The organism is Achromobacter sp., assembly GCF_032102605.1.
Lineage (GTDB): Bacteria > Pseudomonadota > Gammaproteobacteria > Burkholderiales > Burkholderiaceae_B > Achromobacter.
Genome location: NZ_DAMDGT010000008.1, coordinates 16,480 through 34,367, shown reverse-complemented (window position 1 = coordinate 34,367; position 17,888 = coordinate 16,480). Strand labels below are relative to the sequence as shown.

The 17,888-nt window shown below is 65.7% G+C and carries 18 protein-coding genes; 9 read left to right on the top strand and 9 right to left on the bottom strand.

The features are described 5' to 3' along the window. Nucleotides 1-71: 71 nt before the first annotated feature. On the bottom strand, nucleotides 72-1,184 hold the full coding sequence (dprA, locus tag RT614_RS18285; protein WP_313623555.1) for a DNA-processing protein DprA: 1,113 nt from the start codon (nucleotides 1,182-1,184) through the stop codon (nucleotides 72-74). A 312-nt stretch (nucleotides 1,185-1,496) separates the two neighbouring features. Between dprA and def the strand changes: the two genes are divergently transcribed. Continuing rightward, nucleotides 1,497-2,009 carry a peptide deformylase gene (gene def, locus RT614_RS18280; protein WP_313623554.1) on the top strand — a complete coding sequence of 171 codons (513 nt, stop codon included), beginning with the start codon at nucleotides 1,497-1,499 and terminating at the stop codon, nucleotides 2,007-2,009. A 154-nt stretch (nucleotides 2,010-2,163) separates the two neighbouring features. Continuing rightward, nucleotides 2,164-3,105: a methionyl-tRNA formyltransferase gene (gene fmt / locus RT614_RS18275; RefSeq protein WP_313623553.1), complete on the top strand. Its 942-nt coding sequence runs from the start codon at nucleotides 2,164-2,166 to the stop codon at nucleotides 3,103-3,105. 6 nt (nucleotides 3,106-3,111) lie between these two features. Here fmt and RT614_RS18270 read toward each other — a convergent pair whose 3' ends face one another. The 5 genes from RT614_RS18270 to RT614_RS18250 all read right to left on the bottom strand — a co-directional run bounded on the left by RT614_RS18270 (nucleotide 3,112) and on the right by RT614_RS18250 (nucleotide 6,164). Beyond that, nucleotides 3,112-3,633 carry a class IV adenylate cyclase gene (locus RT614_RS18270; protein WP_313623552.1) on the bottom strand — a complete coding sequence of 174 codons (522 nt, stop codon included), beginning with the start codon at nucleotides 3,631-3,633 and terminating at the stop codon, nucleotides 3,112-3,114. Between the two features lie 10 nt (nucleotides 3,634-3,643). Then, the gene (locus RT614_RS18265; RefSeq protein WP_313623551.1) at nucleotides 3,644-4,270 is read right to left on the bottom strand and encodes a pyridoxamine 5'-phosphate oxidase family protein; all 627 of its coding nucleotides are present in this window, start codon (nucleotides 4,268-4,270) and stop codon (nucleotides 3,644-3,646) included. A 13-nt stretch (nucleotides 4,271-4,283) separates the two neighbouring features. Next, nucleotides 4,284-4,910, bottom strand: a complete 627-nt coding sequence (locus RT614_RS18260; RefSeq protein WP_313623550.1) for an HAD hydrolase-like protein — start codon at nucleotides 4,908-4,910, stop codon at nucleotides 4,284-4,286. 61 nt (nucleotides 4,911-4,971) lie between these two features. After that, nucleotides 4,972-5,538 (bottom strand): hypothetical protein, encoded by a 567-nt coding sequence (locus RT614_RS18255; RefSeq protein WP_313623549.1) that lies wholly within the window; start codon nucleotides 5,536-5,538, stop codon nucleotides 4,972-4,974. A gap of 35 nt (nucleotides 5,539-5,573) precedes the next feature. Next, entirely contained in the window at nucleotides 5,574-6,164 is a 591-nt protein-coding gene (locus RT614_RS18250; RefSeq protein ID WP_313623548.1) for a TIGR00730 family Rossman fold protein, read from the bottom strand. Nucleotides 6,165-6,398: 234 nt separating this feature from the next. Here RT614_RS18250 and RT614_RS18245 point away from each other — a divergent pair, with 234 nt between their 5' ends. Then, nucleotides 6,399-6,959 carry a bacterioferritin gene (locus RT614_RS18245; protein WP_313623547.1) on the top strand — a complete coding sequence of 187 codons (561 nt, stop codon included), beginning with the start codon at nucleotides 6,399-6,401 and terminating at the stop codon, nucleotides 6,957-6,959. Between the two features lie 90 nt (nucleotides 6,960-7,049). Here the strand turns inward: RT614_RS18245 and rimO are convergent, their stop codons facing one another. From rimO to RT614_RS18230, 3 genes are all read right to left on the bottom strand, one after another. Beyond that, the gene (gene rimO / locus RT614_RS18240) at nucleotides 7,050-8,396 is read right to left on the bottom strand and encodes a 30S ribosomal protein S12 methylthiotransferase RimO (RefSeq protein WP_313623781.1); all 1,347 of its coding nucleotides are present in this window, start codon (nucleotides 8,394-8,396) and stop codon (nucleotides 7,050-7,052) included. Between the two features lie 82 nt (nucleotides 8,397-8,478). Then, nucleotides 8,479-8,790 carry a helix-turn-helix domain-containing protein gene (locus tag RT614_RS18235; protein WP_313623546.1) on the bottom strand — a complete coding sequence of 104 codons (312 nt, stop codon included), beginning with the start codon at nucleotides 8,788-8,790 and terminating at the stop codon, nucleotides 8,479-8,481. A gap of 475 nt (nucleotides 8,791-9,265) precedes the next feature. Further along, a complete protein-coding gene (locus RT614_RS18230; protein ID WP_313623545.1) occupies nucleotides 9,266-9,898 on the bottom strand; it encodes a LysE family translocator in 633 nt (210 codons plus the stop codon). A gap of 95 nt (nucleotides 9,899-9,993) precedes the next feature. Between RT614_RS18230 and rsmB the strand changes: the two genes are divergently transcribed. The 6 genes from rsmB to RT614_RS18200 are packed head-to-tail and all read left to right on the top strand — an operon-like array spanning nucleotide 9,994 to nucleotide 17,872. Then, entirely contained in the window at nucleotides 9,994-11,331 is a 1,338-nt protein-coding gene (gene rsmB, locus RT614_RS18225; protein ID WP_313623543.1) for a 16S rRNA (cytosine(967)-C(5))-methyltransferase RsmB, read from the top strand. Nucleotides 11,332-11,369: 38 nt separating this feature from the next. Continuing rightward, nucleotides 11,370-11,960, top strand: a complete 591-nt coding sequence (locus RT614_RS18220) for a DUF4390 domain-containing protein (protein ID WP_313623542.1) — start codon at nucleotides 11,370-11,372, stop codon at nucleotides 11,958-11,960. After that, the gene (locus tag RT614_RS18215) at nucleotides 11,957-14,272 is read left to right on the top strand and encodes an ATP-binding protein (RefSeq protein ID WP_313623541.1); all 2,316 of its coding nucleotides are present in this window, start codon (nucleotides 11,957-11,959) and stop codon (nucleotides 14,270-14,272) included. The genes RT614_RS18220 and RT614_RS18215 overlap by 4 nt, the downstream gene beginning before the upstream one ends. Before the next feature lie 11 nt (nucleotides 14,273-14,283). Beyond that, entirely contained in the window at nucleotides 14,284-14,976 is a 693-nt protein-coding gene (locus RT614_RS18210) for a response regulator (protein ID WP_313623540.1), read from the top strand. After that, nucleotides 14,973-16,352: a Trk system potassium transporter TrkA gene (trkA, locus tag RT614_RS18205; protein WP_313623539.1), complete on the top strand. Its 1,380-nt coding sequence runs from the start codon at nucleotides 14,973-14,975 to the stop codon at nucleotides 16,350-16,352. Before RT614_RS18210 ends, trkA begins: the two co-directional genes overlap by 4 nt. A gap of 50 nt (nucleotides 16,353-16,402) precedes the next feature. Next, nucleotides 16,403-17,872, top strand: coding sequence for a potassium transporter TrkG (locus RT614_RS18200; protein WP_313623538.1), 1,470 nt, complete (start codon nucleotides 16,403-16,405; stop codon nucleotides 17,870-17,872). Nucleotides 17,873-17,888 lie beyond the last annotated feature (16 nt).

Sequence of the window (17,888 nt, the reverse complement as noted above, 5' to 3'; positions counted from 1 at the left end):
GGTGACCGGCGCTACAAGACTGCGGCGCTATCGAACATATTAGCGCCATCGCATGCGGGGCCGATGTGGTGCTAGTGCAAACGCTGGTAGCGGCCGTCGTCCAGCTGGGCGATGCGGCCCTGCAATTCCAGTTCGACGAGTTGCGCCTGCAGATCGGCGGTATCGATGCCGCAGCGCGCCTGGATGGCATCCAGATGCAGAGGGTCGAACCCCAATGCGTCGAGCACCGGATGAGCGGGCGGCGGGGAATCCGGTTTGGCTCGATTCCGCGGCGCCGGCGTCGGGCCGCCGCCCAGTTCGTCGGTGATGTCCTGCGCCGTTTCTACCAGCTTGGCGCCCTGTCGAATGAGGGCATGGCAGCCGCGCGACAGCGGCGAATGGATGGAGCCGGGAATGGCGAAGACTTCGCGCCCGCTTTCGCCTGCCAGCCGGGCGGTGATCAGCGAACCGCTCTGCTTGGCGGCTTCCACCACGAGCACGCCGCGCGTGAGTCCCGCGACGATGCGGTTGCGTTTGGGGAAGTGCTGGGGCAGGGCGCCCGTTCCCAACGGAAGCTCGGACACGAGGGCGCCGTGCGCCGCGATGCGGTGCGCCAGATCGCGATGGCGGGCGGGATAAATGCGGTCGATGCCGGTGCCCATGACCGCCACGGTTCCGGCGCCGCCGGGGCCCGCATCCAGCGCGCCCTCATGGGCGGCGGCGTCGATACCCAGCGCCAGGCCGCTGACCACGCGCCAGCCGTTGCCGGCAAGGTGGCGGGCAAAGGCGCGGGCGTTCTCCTGGCCGCCGGGGGTCGCGTTGCGCGCGCCCACGACGGCGAGCGACGGCCCTTGCAGGAAGGCGGGGTCGCCTGCCACGTAGAGCAGGATCGGCGGGTCGGCGATGGTCAGCAGGCTTTGCGGATAGGTGGGATCGGCCAGCGTCAGGATGTAACGGCCGGGCCCCGCTACCCACTCCAGCGCGCTTTCCACCTGGGCCGCCATGTCGGTCGGCATGGGGGCGGCCAACTGGCGAGCCAGCGCTTCGGGCACGTGCCGGCCCAACGCAGTGGCGCGTTGCGCATAGATCTGGTCGGGCAAGCCCAACGCACTGAGCAGCATGCAAGCGGTGGCGGAGCCGATGTTTGGCTCCAGGGATAGCCGCAGCCAGGCGGAGAGTTCGTCGGAGGATTGCGTAAGCGGCATGAAGCGGGCGCGTGAAGGGCGACAGAGGTCCAAGAGTGTCGCATGCGAGGCGCGCGCGGCGGCCACGAAGGTGGATGGATATGCGCGCGGCGGCCAGCGCGGCGGCTAATGCGGCGGCCAGCGCTGCGGCCAGCGCCTCGGCGAATTGCTGCCCAGGTGGGCGCGCGCCCGCGAAAGTCGGGCCACTCTCCCCGAACAAAAACGGTGCCGCAGCAATCCCGCCAATCCTCGAGTTAGCCGAAAACTATTAGAAATCAACACTCTAATGAATTAAACTCTTGGATAAGCATCACTACCGGCGATACCCCTTCAATGGCTTTACTTCCCATCCTTCGCTACCCGGATCCGCGCTTGCACAAAAAGGCCAAGCCGGTTGCCGAGGTCGACGACCGCATCCGTCAGCTAGTGCGCGACATGGCCGAAACCATGTACGACGCGCCCGGCGTTGGCCTGGCCGCCACGCAGGTTGACGTGCACGAGCGCGTCGTCGTGATCGACGTGTCCGAGGAAAGCAACCAGTTGCTGACCCTGATCAACCCCGAGATCACCTGGCGCAGCGACGACTACAAGATCTACGAAGAGGGCTGCCTGTCCGTGCCCGGCGTCTACGACGAAGTGGAACGCGCTTCGCGTATCCGCTGCAAAGCGTTGGACATCGACGGCAAGCCGTTCGAATTCGACGCCGACGGCCTGCTGGCCGTGTGCGTGCAGCACGAACTGGACCACCTGGAAGGCAAGGTGTTCGTGGAATACCTGTCCAACCTCAAGCAGAACCGCATCAAGACCAGGCTAAAGAAGGCCGAGCGCGAAGCGCTGCGCGCCTGAGAGAGAACCCGCTGCCCGCTGGCGCGGGTTCTTCAGAGGCTGCGCTGGCAGGTCTGCGGGGCCCGAACTTCGGCACCCCGGATCGGCAAGCACCTCTGGTTGCAGGAATAGCGTCCTCGCTTGGCCATCCGTTCAATCCTTTGCTGTTAACACCATGCGCATCGTCTTTGCCGGCACGCCGGAATTCGCCCGTATCGCGTTCGACGCCCTGCGGGCGGCGGGCCACGAGATCCCCTTGGTCATGACGCAGCCCGATCGGCCAGCGGGGCGAGGCCTGAAGCTCACCCCCAGTCCGGTCAAGCAGGCGGCGCTCGATGCGGGCATCCCTGTTGCGCAACCGCGCAGCCTGCGGCTGGACGGCCGCTATCCCGACGAAGCCGCCGACGCGCGCAAATTGCTCGAAAGCGTGGCGCCGGACGTGATGGTGGTGGCGGCCTATGGCCTGATCCTGCCCCAATGGGTGTTGGAACTGCCGCGACTGGGCTGCCTGAACATCCACGCCAGCCTGCTGCCGCGCTGGCGCGGCGCAGCCCCGATCCAGCGCGCCATCGAAGCCGGCGACACGCGCACCGGCGTCACCATCATGCAAATGGACGAGGGCCTGGATACGGGCGACATGCTGCTGGAACGCGTGGTGCCGATCACCGGGCAGACCAACGCCGCGCAACTGCACGACGCGCTGGCGCTGGCTGGCGGGGAGGCCATCGTCGAAGCGCTGACCGAACTGGAAAAGGGCGCGCTGACGCCTCGCAAGCAGCCGGAAGACGGCGTGACCTACGCCGCCAAGCTGGACAAGGCCGAAGCCGCGCTCGATTGCACCCAACCCGCTGCACTGCTGGCGCGTCGCGTGCGGGCGTTCAACCCCGTGCCGGGCGCCAGCATCCGCCTGCCGGGCTTGCCCGACGCCGTGAAAGTGTGGAGCGCGGAGGCGTTGGACGAAGCCGCGACCGCCGCGCCGGGCAGCGTGCTGCGGGCGGATGCCGAGGGTATCGATATCGCTACCGGCCAGGGCGTATTGCGGCTGCTGGAGTTGCAGAAGGCGGGTGGCAAGCGCCAGCCGGTGGACGTCTTTGTGCGTGGCTGGCAGCCGGCCTGACGCAGGTCAGGGCTGGCGGCGGGCCGCCAGCAGATCCACGTAGGCGCCCGAGAGCAACTGTTCGGCCGCGATTCCCAGCCCTGTCATCAGCGTGCGGGCTTCTTCCATGCCCGCCTGCGCGCTTTCTCCGTCGCGCAGCACCACTTCCAGCTCCACGAATTCGCCCAGGTCTTCCACGCGGTCCAGGTGGATTCGGGTGCGTCCCGCCAGGAACACGGTGCGGTGCTTCTTGACGCGCCCGGTCACGCCGTACGCCAGGGTCAACGCTTCTCGCAAGGAGTCTGGCGCGTCTGTGGGCGAGATGACGTAGAAGCTTTCCTTGGGACCGCTGTCGTCGGCGCGCTGGTAGAAGATCAGTTCGCCGGATCCGTCCGCGAAGGCGCGCAGCTTCAGGCGGCCATTGCTGCACGTGAAGAACGTATCGTCCTGATCGATGAAGGCCGGCTCCTGCCCCGACAGTGCGGCCGCCAGGTGTTCGAGGGCAGCCAGGCTGTCCACCCGTGCCTTGATTTCCACGTTGCGCGCCATGGTGGCCTCGTCAATACAGCGAGCCGGCCACGCGGGCGGGCAGGTCGCGATCGTAAGTGACACCGTCGAACGTGCCGGACGTCAGATCGGAAAGAATGCGGCCGACGCTGGGCAGTGCCGTGCGCGGGATCTGCGTTTCGGGATCCCAGAGCCGCGAGCGCAGCAGGGCTCGCGAGCACTGGAAGTAGACGGTATGCACGTCGATGACCAGTACGGAGCGCGGCAGCTTGCCGTCCATGTCGAAGCGCGCGAGCAGGGCAGGATCCACGCTGATGCGAGCGGCGCCGTTGACGCGCAGGGTCTCGCCTACGCCCGGCACCAGAAAGAGCAGCGCCACGCGCGGATCGGCGATGATGTTGAGCAGGCTGTCCATGCGGTTGTTGCCGCGGCGGTCCGGCAGCAGCAGCGTTTTTTCGTCTTCCACCACCACGAATCCCGCAGGGTCGCCGCGCGGCGAGGCGTCCAGTCCGTCCGGCCCCGACGTCGCCAGCAGCGCGAACGGCGACGCCTCGATGAATGCGCGGTAGTGCGGATGCACGTGGTCCACTTCCTTCTTCAGGGAAGCTTCCCCGGGCGTACCGTAGAGCGCCTGCAAGGCGCTGGCGTCGTTGATGATGTGGGCGGGATCGGTGTGCATGGGAGGCTGGGCTTTACGCCAGTTCGTTGGGAAGGTCGTCAACCGTCAGGAACAGCTCGTCCGGGCTGCGTCCGCGCAGGGCGTCAAGATGGTTATAGCCCCACGCGACCGAGCCGACGCGCACGCCGGCTTTGCGTGCTGCGTCGATATCGCGCGTTTCGTCGCCCACCAGCAGGAAGCGCTCTGGCGCCGTGCCATGCTGCTTGAGCAGACGGTCGATCTTGGCGGCCTTGCCGAACAGGTCGGTGCCGCATTCATAGTCATCGAACAGCGCGGCGGTGTCGGCGCCCAGCACCCGTTGCACGTTTTCGATGGAATTGGAACTGACCACCGCCAATCGCAGGCCGCTTGCCTTCAGGCGGGCCAGCGCTTGCGGTATGCCCTCGAAAAGCTGGACGCTGGGATCGATTTCCTGCATCAGCCCGCGCACGTGCGTCATGATCGCCGGCAGCTTCCACAGCGGGATATTCAGGAACTTCAGGATTTCGGAGGCGTCGCGGCTGCGCAGCTGTTCGCGTTCCGCCGCGTCGATCTTGCGAAAGCCGTACTTGTCGGCAACGGTGTTCAGGATGGAATTGAACCAGGGCATGGTGTCCGCCAAGGTTCCGTCGAAGTCAAAGGCTGCAATGTCGTATTTCAATTCTGGAATCCAATGCGGGCAGGCCGTCCAAGCCTGCGCACGGGGACTGGCCGGTTCGGCCCTAGACGCCGTGCGGGTGAAGGAGGTAGTGCACCACCGGCGCCAGGGCTTCCAGCGGCGGCGCCGTGGCGACCACGCGGGCGGCGCTGGTCCAGGGATAGTCCAGGGCCAGCAGCCACCCGAACACCGTGGCCGCGTCGCTGGCGGGCAGGGTCACCATGGTTTCAATGGTGATGGTGAGCCGCCTGGCGCGATAGGGGTCGGATTGGAACGCCCAGTCATACCGGCCACAGCCGATCCGCACGTTGCCGGTGGCCTTTTCCGTCATGCCGACGATCCAGTCGCACTGGTACTCGGGCAGGCGCGCGTTCGGTTCGGGACGCGACAGGTAGAACGTGTAGACGTTGTCGTAGGTCTGGCCGAACTTGCGCACCAACGTGTCCGAAATGGCGGCCAGGCCGTGCGATTCGGGAGGGAAGGCGATGGCTTGCGTGCGCAGCGCCATCTTGAGCACCGCATCCGGCGCGAAGGCGCGGGCCATGAAATGCGGGCGGTTTTCGTCCTTGGCGTGAAAATAGTCGCGCAATACGGACTCGGTGCAGGCGGGGAACAACGAATCGGTGGGCATTGCGGGGGCTTCCGTTCTGGTCTCGATAGAAGGGTTCAAGGCTGCCTGACCGGATCGAACCACTTCGAGACATTGGGCGGCTCGTAAATGGCGTAGCGATCCAGCAGCAAGGCGGGGTCTTGCTCCACCACCAGCATGTCGCGATGCTGGGGGCGAATAAATGCTTCTTCGACGGTATGGTCGATGAACTGCATCAACGCATCGTAGTACCCCGCGATATTCAGCAGCCCGCAGGGTTTCTGGTGCATGTTCAACTGCGCCCAGGTCCAGACCTCGAAGAACTCTTCCAGCGTGCCGGCGCCGCCGGGCAGGGCGACGAATCCGTCGGCCTTTTCCATCATCATGGCCTTGCGCTCGTGCATATTCTGCACCATGTGCAATTCGGTCAGGCCGAGGTGGGCCTGTTCCTTTTTAAGCAGCAATTCCGGGATCACGCCGATCACGCGGCCGCCGCCGGCGAGCACTTCGTTGGCCACCACTCCCATGATGCCGACCACCGATCCGCCGTATACCAGCCCCAGGTCGCGCTTGACGAGTTCGCGGGCCAGCACGCGGGCTTGCTCGATGTACTCGGGACGGGTGCCGGGGTTGGAACCGCAATACACGCAGATGTTCTTCAGAGTCATAAGACGGAGTGGGTGCGCCGGCAGCGTTACAGATTGCGTCACGCAGCCTTTCGGAAAGCCGATAGTTTACGCAAGGTTGCGCCAGACCCTTTTTGGGGGCGGCGCCGAGCGTTGGCGAAACGCGAGCAATGTTTGGACACAGCAAGTTCCGGCACGGTCGGTAGACTGGGTAGTGCGAAAACGACTGGAAGTCCAGCGTCGTGCTGCTTTCACTGACTTAGAGGAGCTAACGATATGGAACAAGCAACCCGCACCCCGCAGCAGGCCAACCGTCCCTTCGAGATGGATGTGCAAGCGATCCGCGCCAAGGCGCGCCAGGACATCGAGTCCGGCGCCATCACCGACACCTATCGCGCCGACCGGCAGACCGTACTGAAGCTCCTGAACGAAGCGCTCGCCACCGAAATCGTCTGTGTGCTGCGCTACAAGCGCCACTATTTCATGGCGCGCGGCCTGAACGCCGAGCCCGTGGCCGCCGAATTTGCCGAGCACGCCACGCAGGAACAGGATCACGCCGACAAGCTGGCCGAACGCATCGTGCAGCTGGGCGGAGAGCCCAACCTGTCGCCCAAGGGCCTGCTCGAACGCAGCCACTCCGAGTATGTAGAGTGCAAGTCGCTGGAAGAGATGATCAAGGAAAACCTGATCGCCGAGCGCATCGCCATCGACAGCTATCGTCAGATGATCGAATACATCGGCGAACAGGATTCCACGACGCGGCGCTTGCTGGAAGAGATCCTGGCGGTGGAAGAGGAACATGCCGACGACATGTCGGATTTCCTGGCCAAGACTTGATAGCTCGCTGAACTGAGGGCCCGTTGATGAGCAGGGCGTCAGGCGCCGGCAAGGCGCATGGCGCGCCTGCCGGTTTTTTTCGGGCGGCGCTTACAGCGCGTCGGCCCAGAGGTCGTATTCGTCCGAGTCCGTGACGCGCACGCGCACCATGTCACCGGCCTTCAACGGCTTGTCGGAACTGACGTAGACGCAGCCGTCGATCTCGGGGGCGTCGGCAGCACTGCGGCCCACGGCGCCGTCCTCGTCGACTTCGTCGATCAGCACGTCGATCTCGCGGCCCACTTTCAATGCCAGGCGCTCAGCCGAGATGGTTTGCTGCAGCGCCATGAAGCGCTCCCAGCGGTCCTGCTTGACGTCGTCCGGCACGGGATCGTCCAGCAGGTTGGCCGGAGCGCCTTCGACCGGCGAATACTGGAAACAGCCGACGCGGTCGAGCTGCGCTTCCTGCATCCAGTCGAGCAGGTACTGGAAGTCTTCCTCGGTTTCGCCGGGAAAGCCGACGATGAACGTCGAGCGGATCGTCAGATCCGGACAGATTTCGCGCCAGCGCTTGATGCGAGCCAGCGTCTTGTCTTCGAAGGCCGGGCGTTTCATGGCCTTCAGGATGCGCGGGCTGGCGTGCTGGAAGGGGATGTCCAGGTACGGCAGGATCTTGCCCTCGGCCATGAGCGGAATCACTTCGTCTACGTGCGGGTACGGATACACGTAGTGCAGGCGCGTCCAGACGCCCATTTCGGACAAGGCCAGACAGAGCTCGGTCATGCGGGTCTTGACCGGGCGGCCGTTCCAGAAGCCGCTGCGGTACTTCATGTCCACGCCATAGGCGCTGGTGTCCTGCGAAATCACCAGCAGTTCCTTCACGCCGGCCTTCACCAGGCGCTCGGCTTCGTTCAGCACGTCGCCCACGGGGCGGCTGACCAGGTCGCCGCGCATCGAGGGGATGATGCAGAAGCTGCAACGGTGATTGCAGCCTTCCGAGATCTTCAGGTAGGCGTAGTGGCGCGGCGTGAGCTTGACGCCTTGCGGCGGCACCAGGTCCACGTACGGGTTGTGATCCTTGTTGGGCGGCGCGGCGCTGTGCACGGCGCGCACCACCTCTTCATATTGCTGCGGGCCGGTCACCGACAGCACGCTGGGGTGGACGTCGCGAATCACCGATTCTTCGACGCCCATGCAGCCCGTCACGATGACCTTGCCGTTTTCGGCAATGGCCTCGCCGATGGCTTCCAGGGACTCGGCCTTGGCGCTGTCGATGAAGCCACAGGTGTTGACGACGACGACGTCCGCGTCGTTGTACTCGGGCGTGACTTCGTACCCTTCGGTGCGCAGCTGGGTCAGGATGCGTTCGGAGTCGACCAGGGCTTTGGGACAGCCCAGCGATACGAACCCCACGCGCGGGGCGCGCCCCGGGGTGGCGCCCTGAGCGGCGGCCGTGATGGCGTCGAGGGTGGAGCTGCTGCCGTCGGTGGCGGCACTGCCGGCGCCTTTGCCGGGCCGGGAATGTTCAAAAACTTCCAATCTAATTCACCGTAGTTTCGCGCACGGGCAATCGGCGTGCGGCGCAGTTATCGTCAAATGTTTCGGGACCGGCGGGAAGGTCCTGCATGGAAAGGTCGCGCAGCGTTTCCGGGTAAAGGATGGCCACACGCAACAGCGTCTGTGCGGCGCCGGACGGATTGCGTCGGCCTTGTTCCCAGTCCTGCAGGGTGCGCACGCTGACGCCCAACAATTCCGCGAAATCCGCCTGCGGCAGGCCCACGCGATTGCGCGCTTCGCTGATATGCGACGCCTGCCACCGGACAGGCCGGGCGGGCGGAACAGCCTTTTTCATAACTCAATCAAGGGGGTGGGCGGCGCGGCGACTCCCCGCCAACCGAATTCAGGCCGGCGGCCGCACAGTGGGGCAATAGCGGGGTAGCGCAGGATTATACGGCATTGCCGTAGGCGGGGATAGGGGCCTTGAACCCGGGGAGTCTCGCACCGCGTGTTCGCCTGATACCGTGCGTTTCCAGGGTAATTCGGACATCGCTGATCGACATGCCATTAGCTTTTTCGTCTTATTCGGCAAATCCATCTAGCGGCTGATTGAAAGAGCGTAGCCGTCAGTGCCGCTATTCCGTTGTCGAGGTTGAACATGCAAGCGGATACAACTGGAACGTCAGTGGCTACCCGTCCCTGGAGGGCTTTCAGAAAAAGGACCTGCCTGGATGGAGCCGTTCTCCAATGCCGGAAAGGTGGGTTCAGTCGTGTTTGATGACGGGGCCGGATTGAGCGGATAGGCCGCTTGTGCCCGCTCCGCGAGTCATTCAGGACGCACCGCGCCGATACAGCGCCAGCGTCCCCGCCAGTCCGATCAGCAGACCGCCGCAGGTGCGGTTCAGCCAGCGCAGCCCTGATCCTTGGAACGCGCGCACCATCTGTGCGCCCAGCGTGGCGTAGGCCAGCATCGTGGCCACGTTCATCAGCGCCATGACGCCGGCCAGGATGGCGTACTGGGCTGGCAGCGGCGCCGCGGGGTTGATGAATTGCGGCAGAAAGGCCGACATGAAAAGCAGGGCCTTGGGGTTGGTCAGCGCGACGACGAAGCTGCGCAGGCCCAGGGCCAGCCCGGCGGGGCGGCTGTCGCCAGGGCGTTCGGAAGGCGCCGTGAGCGCGGCGTCCGAACGCAGCAGTTTCCAGCCCAGCCACGCCAGATACGCGGCGCCCACCCATTTGACGACCTGGAAGGCGATTTCGGACGCCGCCAGCACGACGCCCAGGCCCAGCGCCACGGCTCCGATGAGGACCAGGTCCGCCAGCACCGCGCCGCCCATGCCCCAGCAGGCCGCGCGCACGCCGTGGCGTGAGCCGTTGCTCATGGCGAGCAGCACGGTGGGACCGGGCGTGATGATGGTCACGGCGGAGGCCAGGGCGAAAAGCAGAAGCGTGGCAAGGGTCATGGACGGGCTCCGGGACGGAAAGCCAGTGTGCCGCGCCCGCTGCCGTCCGTCCAGGTCCGGGCTACCATAGCGGTCTTACTCTTTGATTTCGCACCATGTCCACGCGTTCCGACTCCCCCAATCTAGCTCCTCCGCTTTCTTCCGTCCTTCTTGCCAGCGCGGGGGTGGTTGAGAACGTATTGGACGGCCGTTCGCTGACGGACGCCCTGGGCGATGTCGATGCTTCCCTGCGCCCGGCTACCCAGGCCGTGTCTTTCCATGCGATGCGCTATCTGGGATGGGCGGACGCCGTGGGCCGCGAAATGGTGCAGCGCTACCCCAGCGTCCTCTTCGAATCCCTGCTGCTGGTGTCGCTGACGCTGCTCAAGGAAGAGGGCGACGCGGCGGCGGCCCTGCCCGGCATGCCGGTCTACGCACCGCACACGGTCGTGGACCAGGCCGTGACCGGCGCTTCCGGCACGCGCAGCCTTGCGTCCTACAAGGGCATGCTGAACGCCTGCCTGCGGCGTTTCCTGCGGGAACGCCGGGCGCTCGATGCCGCGGTGGCCGGCAGCCCCGAGGCGGAATGGAATCATCCCGGCTGGTGGGTAAAGCAACTTGGCGTGGCCTATCCGCAGCAATGGCGCGAAATCCTGGCCGCTGCCAATCTGCCTGCTCCCCTTACCCTGCGCGTAAACCGCCGTCGCGCCAGCCGCGAACAGGTGCTGGCCGCGTTCCAGGCCGCCGGCCTTGCGGCCGAGCCCGTCGGCCAATCCGGACTGGTGCTTGCCACGCCCAAACCCGTCACGCAGCTGCCCGGTTTTGCCGAAGGGTGGTGGTCGGTGCAGGATGCGGGCGCGCAACTGGCGGCCGAACTGCTGGCGCCCACGGATGGCATGCGGGTCCTGGACGCCTGCTCGGCTCCCGGCGGCAAGACGGCGCATCTTCTTGAGTTGGCCGACATCGACCTGCTGGCCCTTGACGCCGACGCCGGCCGGCTCGCCCGGGTGGAGCAGAATCTTGAGCGCCTGGGCCTTGGCGGCGATCACGTGCGGCTGAAGGCCGCCGACGCCGCCGATCTGGACGCCTGGTGGGACGGCAAGCCCTTTGACATGGTGCTGGCGGACGTGCCGTGCACGGCGTCGGGCATCGTGCGCCGCCACCCCGACATCCGCTGGCTGCGTCGGGAAAACGACTTGCGCCGCACGGCCAGCCTGCAGACCCGGATCCTGGACGCGCTGTGGTCCACGGTCGCGCCGGGCGGGCGTCTGCTTTATGTGACCTGCTCGGTGTTTCCGATCGAAGGAACGCGCCAGGCCCTGGAATTCCTGCAGCGCCACCCTGATGCGAAGCGGCTGGATGCGCCGGGCCAACTGCTGCCAGTTGCTGTCGATGCAACACCCGCGGCGCAACACGACGGATTTTTCTACGCCTTGTTTGCCAAGCAGTCCTGAATCACCAAGAATAGGGGCATGACGTAGTTTGGTGCCGTATGTCCATTATTTCGCGCTTATTTCTTGGGTTGTTGCTGGTATCTGCCTTGCTTTCCACCGCGCCGGGTGGTCTGGCGCATGCGTCCGAGCCCGTCGTGACCCGGGTGGACCCGGTGGTGCGCGGCGGCAATCTCGAAATCGACGCGGACATAGAATTCGAACTGAACCAGCAGTTGCGGGATGCGGCGCAGCGCGGCGTCCCGTTGTACTTCACCGCAGACCTCACCATTACCCGGGAACGGTGGTACTGGTTCGACAAGACGGTCGTGGACACGTCCCGCACCTGGCGGGTGGTCTACAACGCGCTGACCCGCCAGTGGCGCGCGGGGGTGGGTGAACTGTCGTTCCCGGTCGCCTCGCTGGACGACGCCATGAGCGCCATCAGGCATATCCGCAGCTGGCGGGTGGCGGACGCTGGCGATCTCGACGCCGGGGTTGAGTACGGCGGACAGATTCGGCTGCGGTTGGACACGTCGCTGTTGCCCCGGCCTTTCCAGGTCAACGCGCTAAATAGCAGTTCGTGGGCGCAGGCGACCCCCTGGATGGACTTCTCGTTCACGTTGGACGAAAAGGAGAAAGACCCCTCATGAGGCGATTGCTTCGGCTGGCCCTGATGGTCGGCGCCGTGAGCGGCCTGGCGCTGCTGGGCCTGCTGGCCTGGTCCACCGGCAACGCCTCGCGCTTTGCTCGCTACTACGACACGCTGCTGGTCCTGAACGGCATCTTCGCGCTGGCGCTCTTCATCTGGGTGGTCGCACTGACCGTCCGGCTGGCCCGGCAGATCCGGCGCCGCCAGTTCGGGGCGCGGCTGACAGCCCGGTTTTCGCTGGCGTTCGCCCTCATCGGCGTGGTGCCGGGCGCGCTCATCTACACCGTGTCGGTGCAGTTCATGTCGCGTTCGATCGAATCCTGGTTCAACGTCCGCGTGGACACGGCGCTTGAAGCCGGCCTGAACCTGGGCCGCGCCGCGCTGGATTCGTTGCTGGCGGACCTGGACGTTCGCGCGCGCTCCATGGCCATGGAGCTGAACCGCAGCACCGACAGCGGCGTGACGCTGGCCCTGACGCGTCTGCGCGAGGCCAACGGCGTGCAGGAAGCCATGGTCTTTACCGGCAGCGGCCGCATGGTGGCGTTTTCCACCAGCCAGTACGGCCAGTTGCTGCCCGCCATGCCGCCGTCCACCGTCATGAACCAGCTGCGGCTGTCGCGCGGCTATTCGGCGGCCGAAGCCGATGACCCGGTCACCCCGGGCGCCGAAGGCGGCCTGCACCTGCGCGTCGTCATTCCCCTGAACGGCCCGGACCGCTACGACAACCTGCTCGGGCCGGTCTCCGAACCCCGCTGGCTGCAGCTTCTGCAGCCGGTTCCCGAACAGATTGCGCATAACGCCAATCTGGTGCAACAGGGCTTTCGCGACTACCAAGAGCTCGCGCTGTCGCGGCTGGGCCTGCGCAAGCTTTACGGCATTACGCTGACGCTGGCCCTGCTGCTGGCTGCGTTCGGCGCCATCGCGGTCGCGCTGTCCCTGTCCAAGCGGCTGGTGCGACCGCTGCTCAGCCTGGCGGGCGGCACCCAGGCGGTGGGCGTGGGCGATTACCGGCCCCTGCCCGAACCGCCGGAACGCGACGAGGTGGGCCAACTTACCCGCTCGTTCAACGCCATGACGCGCCAGCTCGACGAAGCGCGCCGCATGGTCGAAAGCAACCGTCAGCAGCTTGAGCGTTCCAACGTCTATCTGGAAAGCGTGCTGTCCAACCTGTCTTCCGGGGTGCTGGTGTTCGACGAGGCGTTCCGCGTCACGACCGTCAACCAGGGCGCTCAAACCATCCTGGGCGCAGATCTGCGTTCGGTCATCGGCCGCCCGCTCGAGACCGCCGACGGCATGCTGGAATTCGCCAACATCGTGCGTCAGGCGTTTTCCACCCATGCGGCGGTCGGCTCCGAGCGCCAGCACTGGCAGCAGCAGTTCGAGATTGCGCCGGCCCAGGCCGAAGGCGCCGCCGCGTCCCAGCCGCTCACGTTGCTGGCTCGCGGCACCCACCTGCGGGTGGACGGGCGCGGCAACGGCTACCTGGTGGTGTTCGACGACATCACCGAAGTGATTTCCGCCAACCGGACCGTGGCCTGGGGTGAGGTCGCGCGCCGGCTGGCCCACGAGATCAAGAATCCGCTGACGCCGATCCAGTTGTCCGCCGAGCGCCTTGCCATGAAGCTGGAAGGCAAGCTCCCGCCGACCGAAGCCCAGATCGTCGAGCGCTCCACCAACACCATCGTCAACCAGGTGGCGTCGCTGAAGCAGATGGTGGACGACTTCCGCGAGTACGCCCGCACGCCGCCAGCGGTCATGCAGCGCATCGACTTCAATGCGCTGGTGGCGGACGTTCTGTCTCTGTATGGCTGGGAGCCCGATGGCGCGTCTCCCCGCCTGACCGAAAAGGCCCTGAACCTGGACGTGAGCCTGGGCGCGGACCTGCCCGATATCGAGGGCGATCCGACCCAGCTGCGACAGGTGATCCACAACCTGCTGTCCAACGCCCGCGACGCCATCGCGGAAATGGGCGGACAGGGCCGGGTCAGCGTGACGACCCAGCTCATGCGCAGCGAACAGCCTGACCGCGTGGCGCACCAGGCGCTGCGCTTCACGGTGGCCGACACCGGCCCCGGCTTTCCTCCGCAGGTCATGCAGCGCGCGTTCGAACCCTACGTAACCACAAAGTCCCACGGGACTGGGTTAGGATTGGCGATCGTGCGCAAGATCGTGGAAGAGCATGGTGGGCGTATCGACCTTGCAAACCGCAAGGAAGGGGGCGCGCGGATTTCCATCTTGTTGACCCGGCTGGCTCCCGGGTCCGATACTATGGACGCGACCGCGCAAGAAAAGGATAATGCGGCTACGCAATAGGTGGATGCTTTATGGCCAGAATTCTGGTGGTTGACGACGAAGTCGGTATACGCGAGCTTTTGTCGGAAATCCTTTACGACGAAGGACACACGGTCGAACTGGCCGAAAACGCGGCGCAAGCGCGTGCTGCACGCCTTCGCATGCGTCCCGATCTGGTGTTGCTGGACATCTGGATGCCCGACACCGACGGTGTCAGCCTGCTCAAGGAATGGGGCTCGCAAGGCCTGCTCGACATGCCCGTCATCATGATGAGTGGCCACGCCACCATCGACACGGCGGTCGAGGCCACGCGCATCGGCGCGATGGACTTCCTGGAAAAACCCATCACCCTGCAACGCCTCCTCAAGACCGTGGCCGCGGGCCTGGCGCGTGGCCGCGCGCCGCATCCAGCGCCCGTCGCAGCCAACCCGGCCGCGGCAAGCCCGGTGGTGGCCCTGGAAGACGAACTGGATCCGCCCACCCTGGCCGCGGTGTCCACCAGCGAAGCCCCGGCGGCATCCAACGGCCAGCTCGGCAGCATCTCGCTGGACCAGCCGCTGCGCGAAGCGCGCGACGAATTCGAACGCATCTATTTTGAATATCACCTGGTCAGGGAAAGCCACAGCATGACGCGTGTGTCCGAACGGACCGGGCTGGAACGCACCCACCTCTACCGCAAGCTCAAGCAATTGGGCATCGAGTCCGCGCGCAAGCGCAGCACATGAAGATCCTCATCATGGGCGCTGGTCGCGTAGGCACCAGCGTGGCGGAAAACCTGGTGTCCGAACAGAACGACATCACGGTCATCGATTCCGACCCCGCCCAGTTGCATTACCTGCAAGAACATTTCGACCTGCGCGTCGTCCTCGGTGACGGCTCGCAGGTCTCGGTGCTTGAAAACGCCGGCGCCGCCGACACCGACCTGTTCATCGCCTGTGCGGCGTCCGACTCCGCCAACATGGTCGCGTGCAAGATCGCGCGGCAGCTCTTCAATATCCCCCGTCGCATTGCCCGTATCCGCTCGGCCGAGTTCCCGGAACATCCGGAACTCATGAGCGAGGACGGCTTCTGTATCGACGCGCTCATCAGCCCCGAGCGCAGCGTCACCACCTATCTGCACAGCCTCATCGAGTTTCCGGAGGCCCTTCAGGTCGTGGAGTTCGCCGAGGGCCGCGTCAGCGTCGTGACGGTTCGGGTCGGGCATGGCAGCCCCATGGCGCATGCTTCCATCGACACGCTGCGCGACGTATGGCCGGACGTGAAGGCGCGCGTGATCGACGTGCTGCGCGGCGGTCGGCCGCTGCGGGCCGGCAGCGGCACCGTCATCGCCCCGGGCGACGAAGTCGTGCTGGTGGTGGATTCCGACCACGCGCGCCGCGCCGTCCGCAAGCTGCGTGACGCCGAGCGGGCGGTGCGCCGCGTGATGATCGCGGGCGGCGGCAATATCGGCCTGCGCCTGGCGCGCCAGCTTGCCGAGGAAAAATACAGCGTGCGGATCGTCGAGCACGACCTGAAACGCTGCGAATACCTGGCGACCCAGCTCCCCGACAGCGTGCTGATCCTGCACGGCAGCGGCACCGACGAGGCGCTGCTGGAACGCGAGAACATCGAGGACATGGACACGTGGCTGGCCCTGACCAGCGACGACGAAGACAACATCATGTCGTCGCTGCTGGCCAAGCGCCTGGGCGCGCGCAAGGTGATCGCGCTGATCAACCGCCACGCGTATGGCGAACTCATGCAGGGCAGCCATATCGACATCGCCGTGTCGCCGTCGCAGGCCACCATGAGCGAACTCCTGCGCCACGTGCGCCGCGGGGACGTCGTCGCGGTGCACCGGTTGCGCCAGGGCGTGGCTGAAGCCCTGGAGGCCATCGCCCACGGCGACCGCTCCACGTCCAAGGTCGTCGGCCGCGCGGTCGGAAAGATCAGCCTGCCCAAGGGCGCCAGCATCGGCGCGCTGGTGCGGGGCGAAGAGATCATCCTGCCGGATGCCGACACCGTGATCGAAACCGACGACCACGTCATTGTTTTCGTGCCCTCGCGCCAGCAGATGCCGCGCGTTGAAAAGCTGTTTCAAGTTTCGGCGTCTTTCTTCTGATGCGCCACCTTCCTTTCCTTCGCAGGCCGCGCGCGGCCGGGTAAGCCTCCATGAAGCGCGTCCTGGCCACCCTCTACATCCTTGGCCTCACCATGGTGATGTTCGCCCTCACCATGCTGATTCCGCTGTTCATCGCCTATGTGGGGGCGGACGGCGCGCGGGACGCTTTCCGGGACGGGTTCCTGATCTCGGTCGGCATCGGCGGTGGCCTGGCCGCGCTGACCCGGCGCAATCGCAGTGAATTGCGGGCGCGCGACGGCTTCGTGCTGGTGTCGGCGGTCTGGGCAGGCCTGCCGCTGCTGGCCGCCATCCCGCTGCTGCTGTATTTCCACGGCGCCGGCCTGCCGCTGTCCTTCACCGGCGCCTATTTCGAGTCCATGTCCGGGCTGACCACCACCGGGGCTACAGTCCTTACCAATCTGGACACCTTGCCGCCGTCGATCAACCTGTGGCGCGCCACGCTGATCTGGATCGGCGGCATGGGTATCCTGGTGCTGGCCGTGGCGATTCTGCCCCTGCTGGGGGTGGGCGGCCACCAGGTCGTCCGGGCAGAAACGCCCGGCCCCATGAAAGACGAGCGCCTGACGCCCCGTATCGCCAGCACGGCCAAGGCCCTGTACGCGGTCTATTTCGTGTTCTCGATCCTCTGTTTCCTGGCCTACCGCCTTGCCGGACTGTCCTGGTTCGAGGCCTGGTGCCACATGGCCACCACCATGGGGCTGGGCGGGTTCTCCACCTGGGACGACGGCTTCGCGCATTTCGACTCGGTCGCGGTCGAAATGGTGGCCATGGTGTTCATGCTGATCGCCGGCATCAACTTCGCCACCCATTTCAACGCCTTCCGCCAGCGCAGCCCGCGCGCCTACTGGCGCTGCCCGGAGGCCATTCCCTACCTGGTCGTCGTGCTGGGCGTGGGGCTGGTCATTTCGGTGTTCCTGTTCATCAAGGACGTCTACACCGATCCCCTGGAAGCGCTGCGCTACGGGATGTTCAACACAATCTCGATGGCCACCACCACCGGCTACGCCAACACCGATTTCGCGCAGTGGCCGCTGTTTGCCCCCCTGACGATGCTGCTGCTGTCGGGGTTCGCCACGTCGGCCGGTTCCACGGGGGGCGGCATCAAGATGATTCGCGCCATCCTGCTGATCAAGCAGGCTCGCAATGAACTGGTGACGATGTTGCATCCCCATGCGGTCAGCCCTGTCCGGATCAACGGCCGGGCCGTCGAGACCCGGACGATGTCGTCCGTGCTGGCCTTCATGCTGTTCTATGGGCTTTCCATCGCCGTCTTCACCAGCCTGCTGCTGTTGTCCGGCCTGGACCCGATCACGGCGTTCTCGGCGGTCTTCGCCAGCGTGAACAACACGGGGCCCGGACTGGGGCCTGTGGGCCCGATGGGCACCTTCGCGGTGTTGTCCGATTTCCAGATCTGGGTGTGCACGTTCGCCATGCTGATCGGTCGTCTGGAGCTGCTGACGGTGCTGGTTTTGTTCACGCCGATCTTCTGGCGCAAGTAGGGCCGCTCGGCCCGCT

Excerpts from the sequence above, each read along its gene's own strand:
- dprA (WP_313623555.1), bottom strand. The coding sequence starts at position 1,184 with ATGCCGCTTACGCAATCCTCCGACGAACTCTCCGCCTGGCTGCGGCTA.
- RT614_RS18255 (WP_313623549.1), bottom strand. The coding sequence starts at position 5,538 with ATGCCCACCGATTCGTTGTTCCCCGCCTGCACCGAGTCCGTATTGCGC.
- RT614_RS18230 (WP_313623545.1), bottom strand. The coding sequence starts at position 9,898 with ATGACCCTTGCCACGCTTCTGCTTTTCGCCCTGGCCTCCGCCGTGACC.
- RT614_RS18220 (WP_313623542.1), top strand. The coding sequence starts at position 11,370 with ATGTCCATTATTTCGCGCTTATTTCTTGGGTTGTTGCTGGTATCTGCC.
- RT614_RS18265 (WP_313623551.1), bottom strand. The coding sequence starts at position 4,270 with ATGCACACCGATCCCGCCCACATCATCAACGACGCCAGCGCCTTGCAG.
- def (WP_313623554.1), top strand. The coding sequence starts at position 1,497 with ATGGCTTTACTTCCCATCCTTCGCTACCCGGATCCGCGCTTGCACAAA.
- RT614_RS18250 (WP_313623548.1), bottom strand. The coding sequence starts at position 6,164 with ATGACTCTGAAGAACATCTGCGTGTATTGCGGTTCCAACCCCGGCACC.
- RT614_RS18200 (WP_313623538.1), top strand. The coding sequence starts at position 16,403 with ATGAAGCGCGTCCTGGCCACCCTCTACATCCTTGGCCTCACCATGGTG.
- RT614_RS18215 (WP_313623541.1), top strand. The coding sequence starts at position 11,957 with ATGAGGCGATTGCTTCGGCTGGCCCTGATGGTCGGCGCCGTGAGCGGC.
- RT614_RS18245 (WP_313623547.1), top strand. The coding sequence starts at position 6,399 with ATGGAACAAGCAACCCGCACCCCGCAGCAGGCCAACCGTCCCTTCGAG.
- rsmB (WP_313623543.1), top strand. The coding sequence starts at position 9,994 with ATGTCCACGCGTTCCGACTCCCCCAATCTAGCTCCTCCGCTTTCTTCC.
- trkA (WP_313623539.1), top strand. The coding sequence starts at position 14,973 with ATGAAGATCCTCATCATGGGCGCTGGTCGCGTAGGCACCAGCGTGGCG.
- fmt (WP_313623553.1), top strand. The coding sequence starts at position 2,164 with ATGCGCATCGTCTTTGCCGGCACGCCGGAATTCGCCCGTATCGCGTTC.
- RT614_RS18235 (WP_313623546.1), bottom strand. The coding sequence starts at position 8,790 with ATGAAAAAGGCTGTTCCGCCCGCCCGGCCTGTCCGGTGGCAGGCGTCG.
- RT614_RS18270 (WP_313623552.1), bottom strand. The coding sequence starts at position 3,633 with ATGGCGCGCAACGTGGAAATCAAGGCACGGGTGGACAGCCTGGCTGCC.
- RT614_RS18210 (WP_313623540.1), top strand. The coding sequence starts at position 14,284 with ATGGCCAGAATTCTGGTGGTTGACGACGAAGTCGGTATACGCGAGCTT.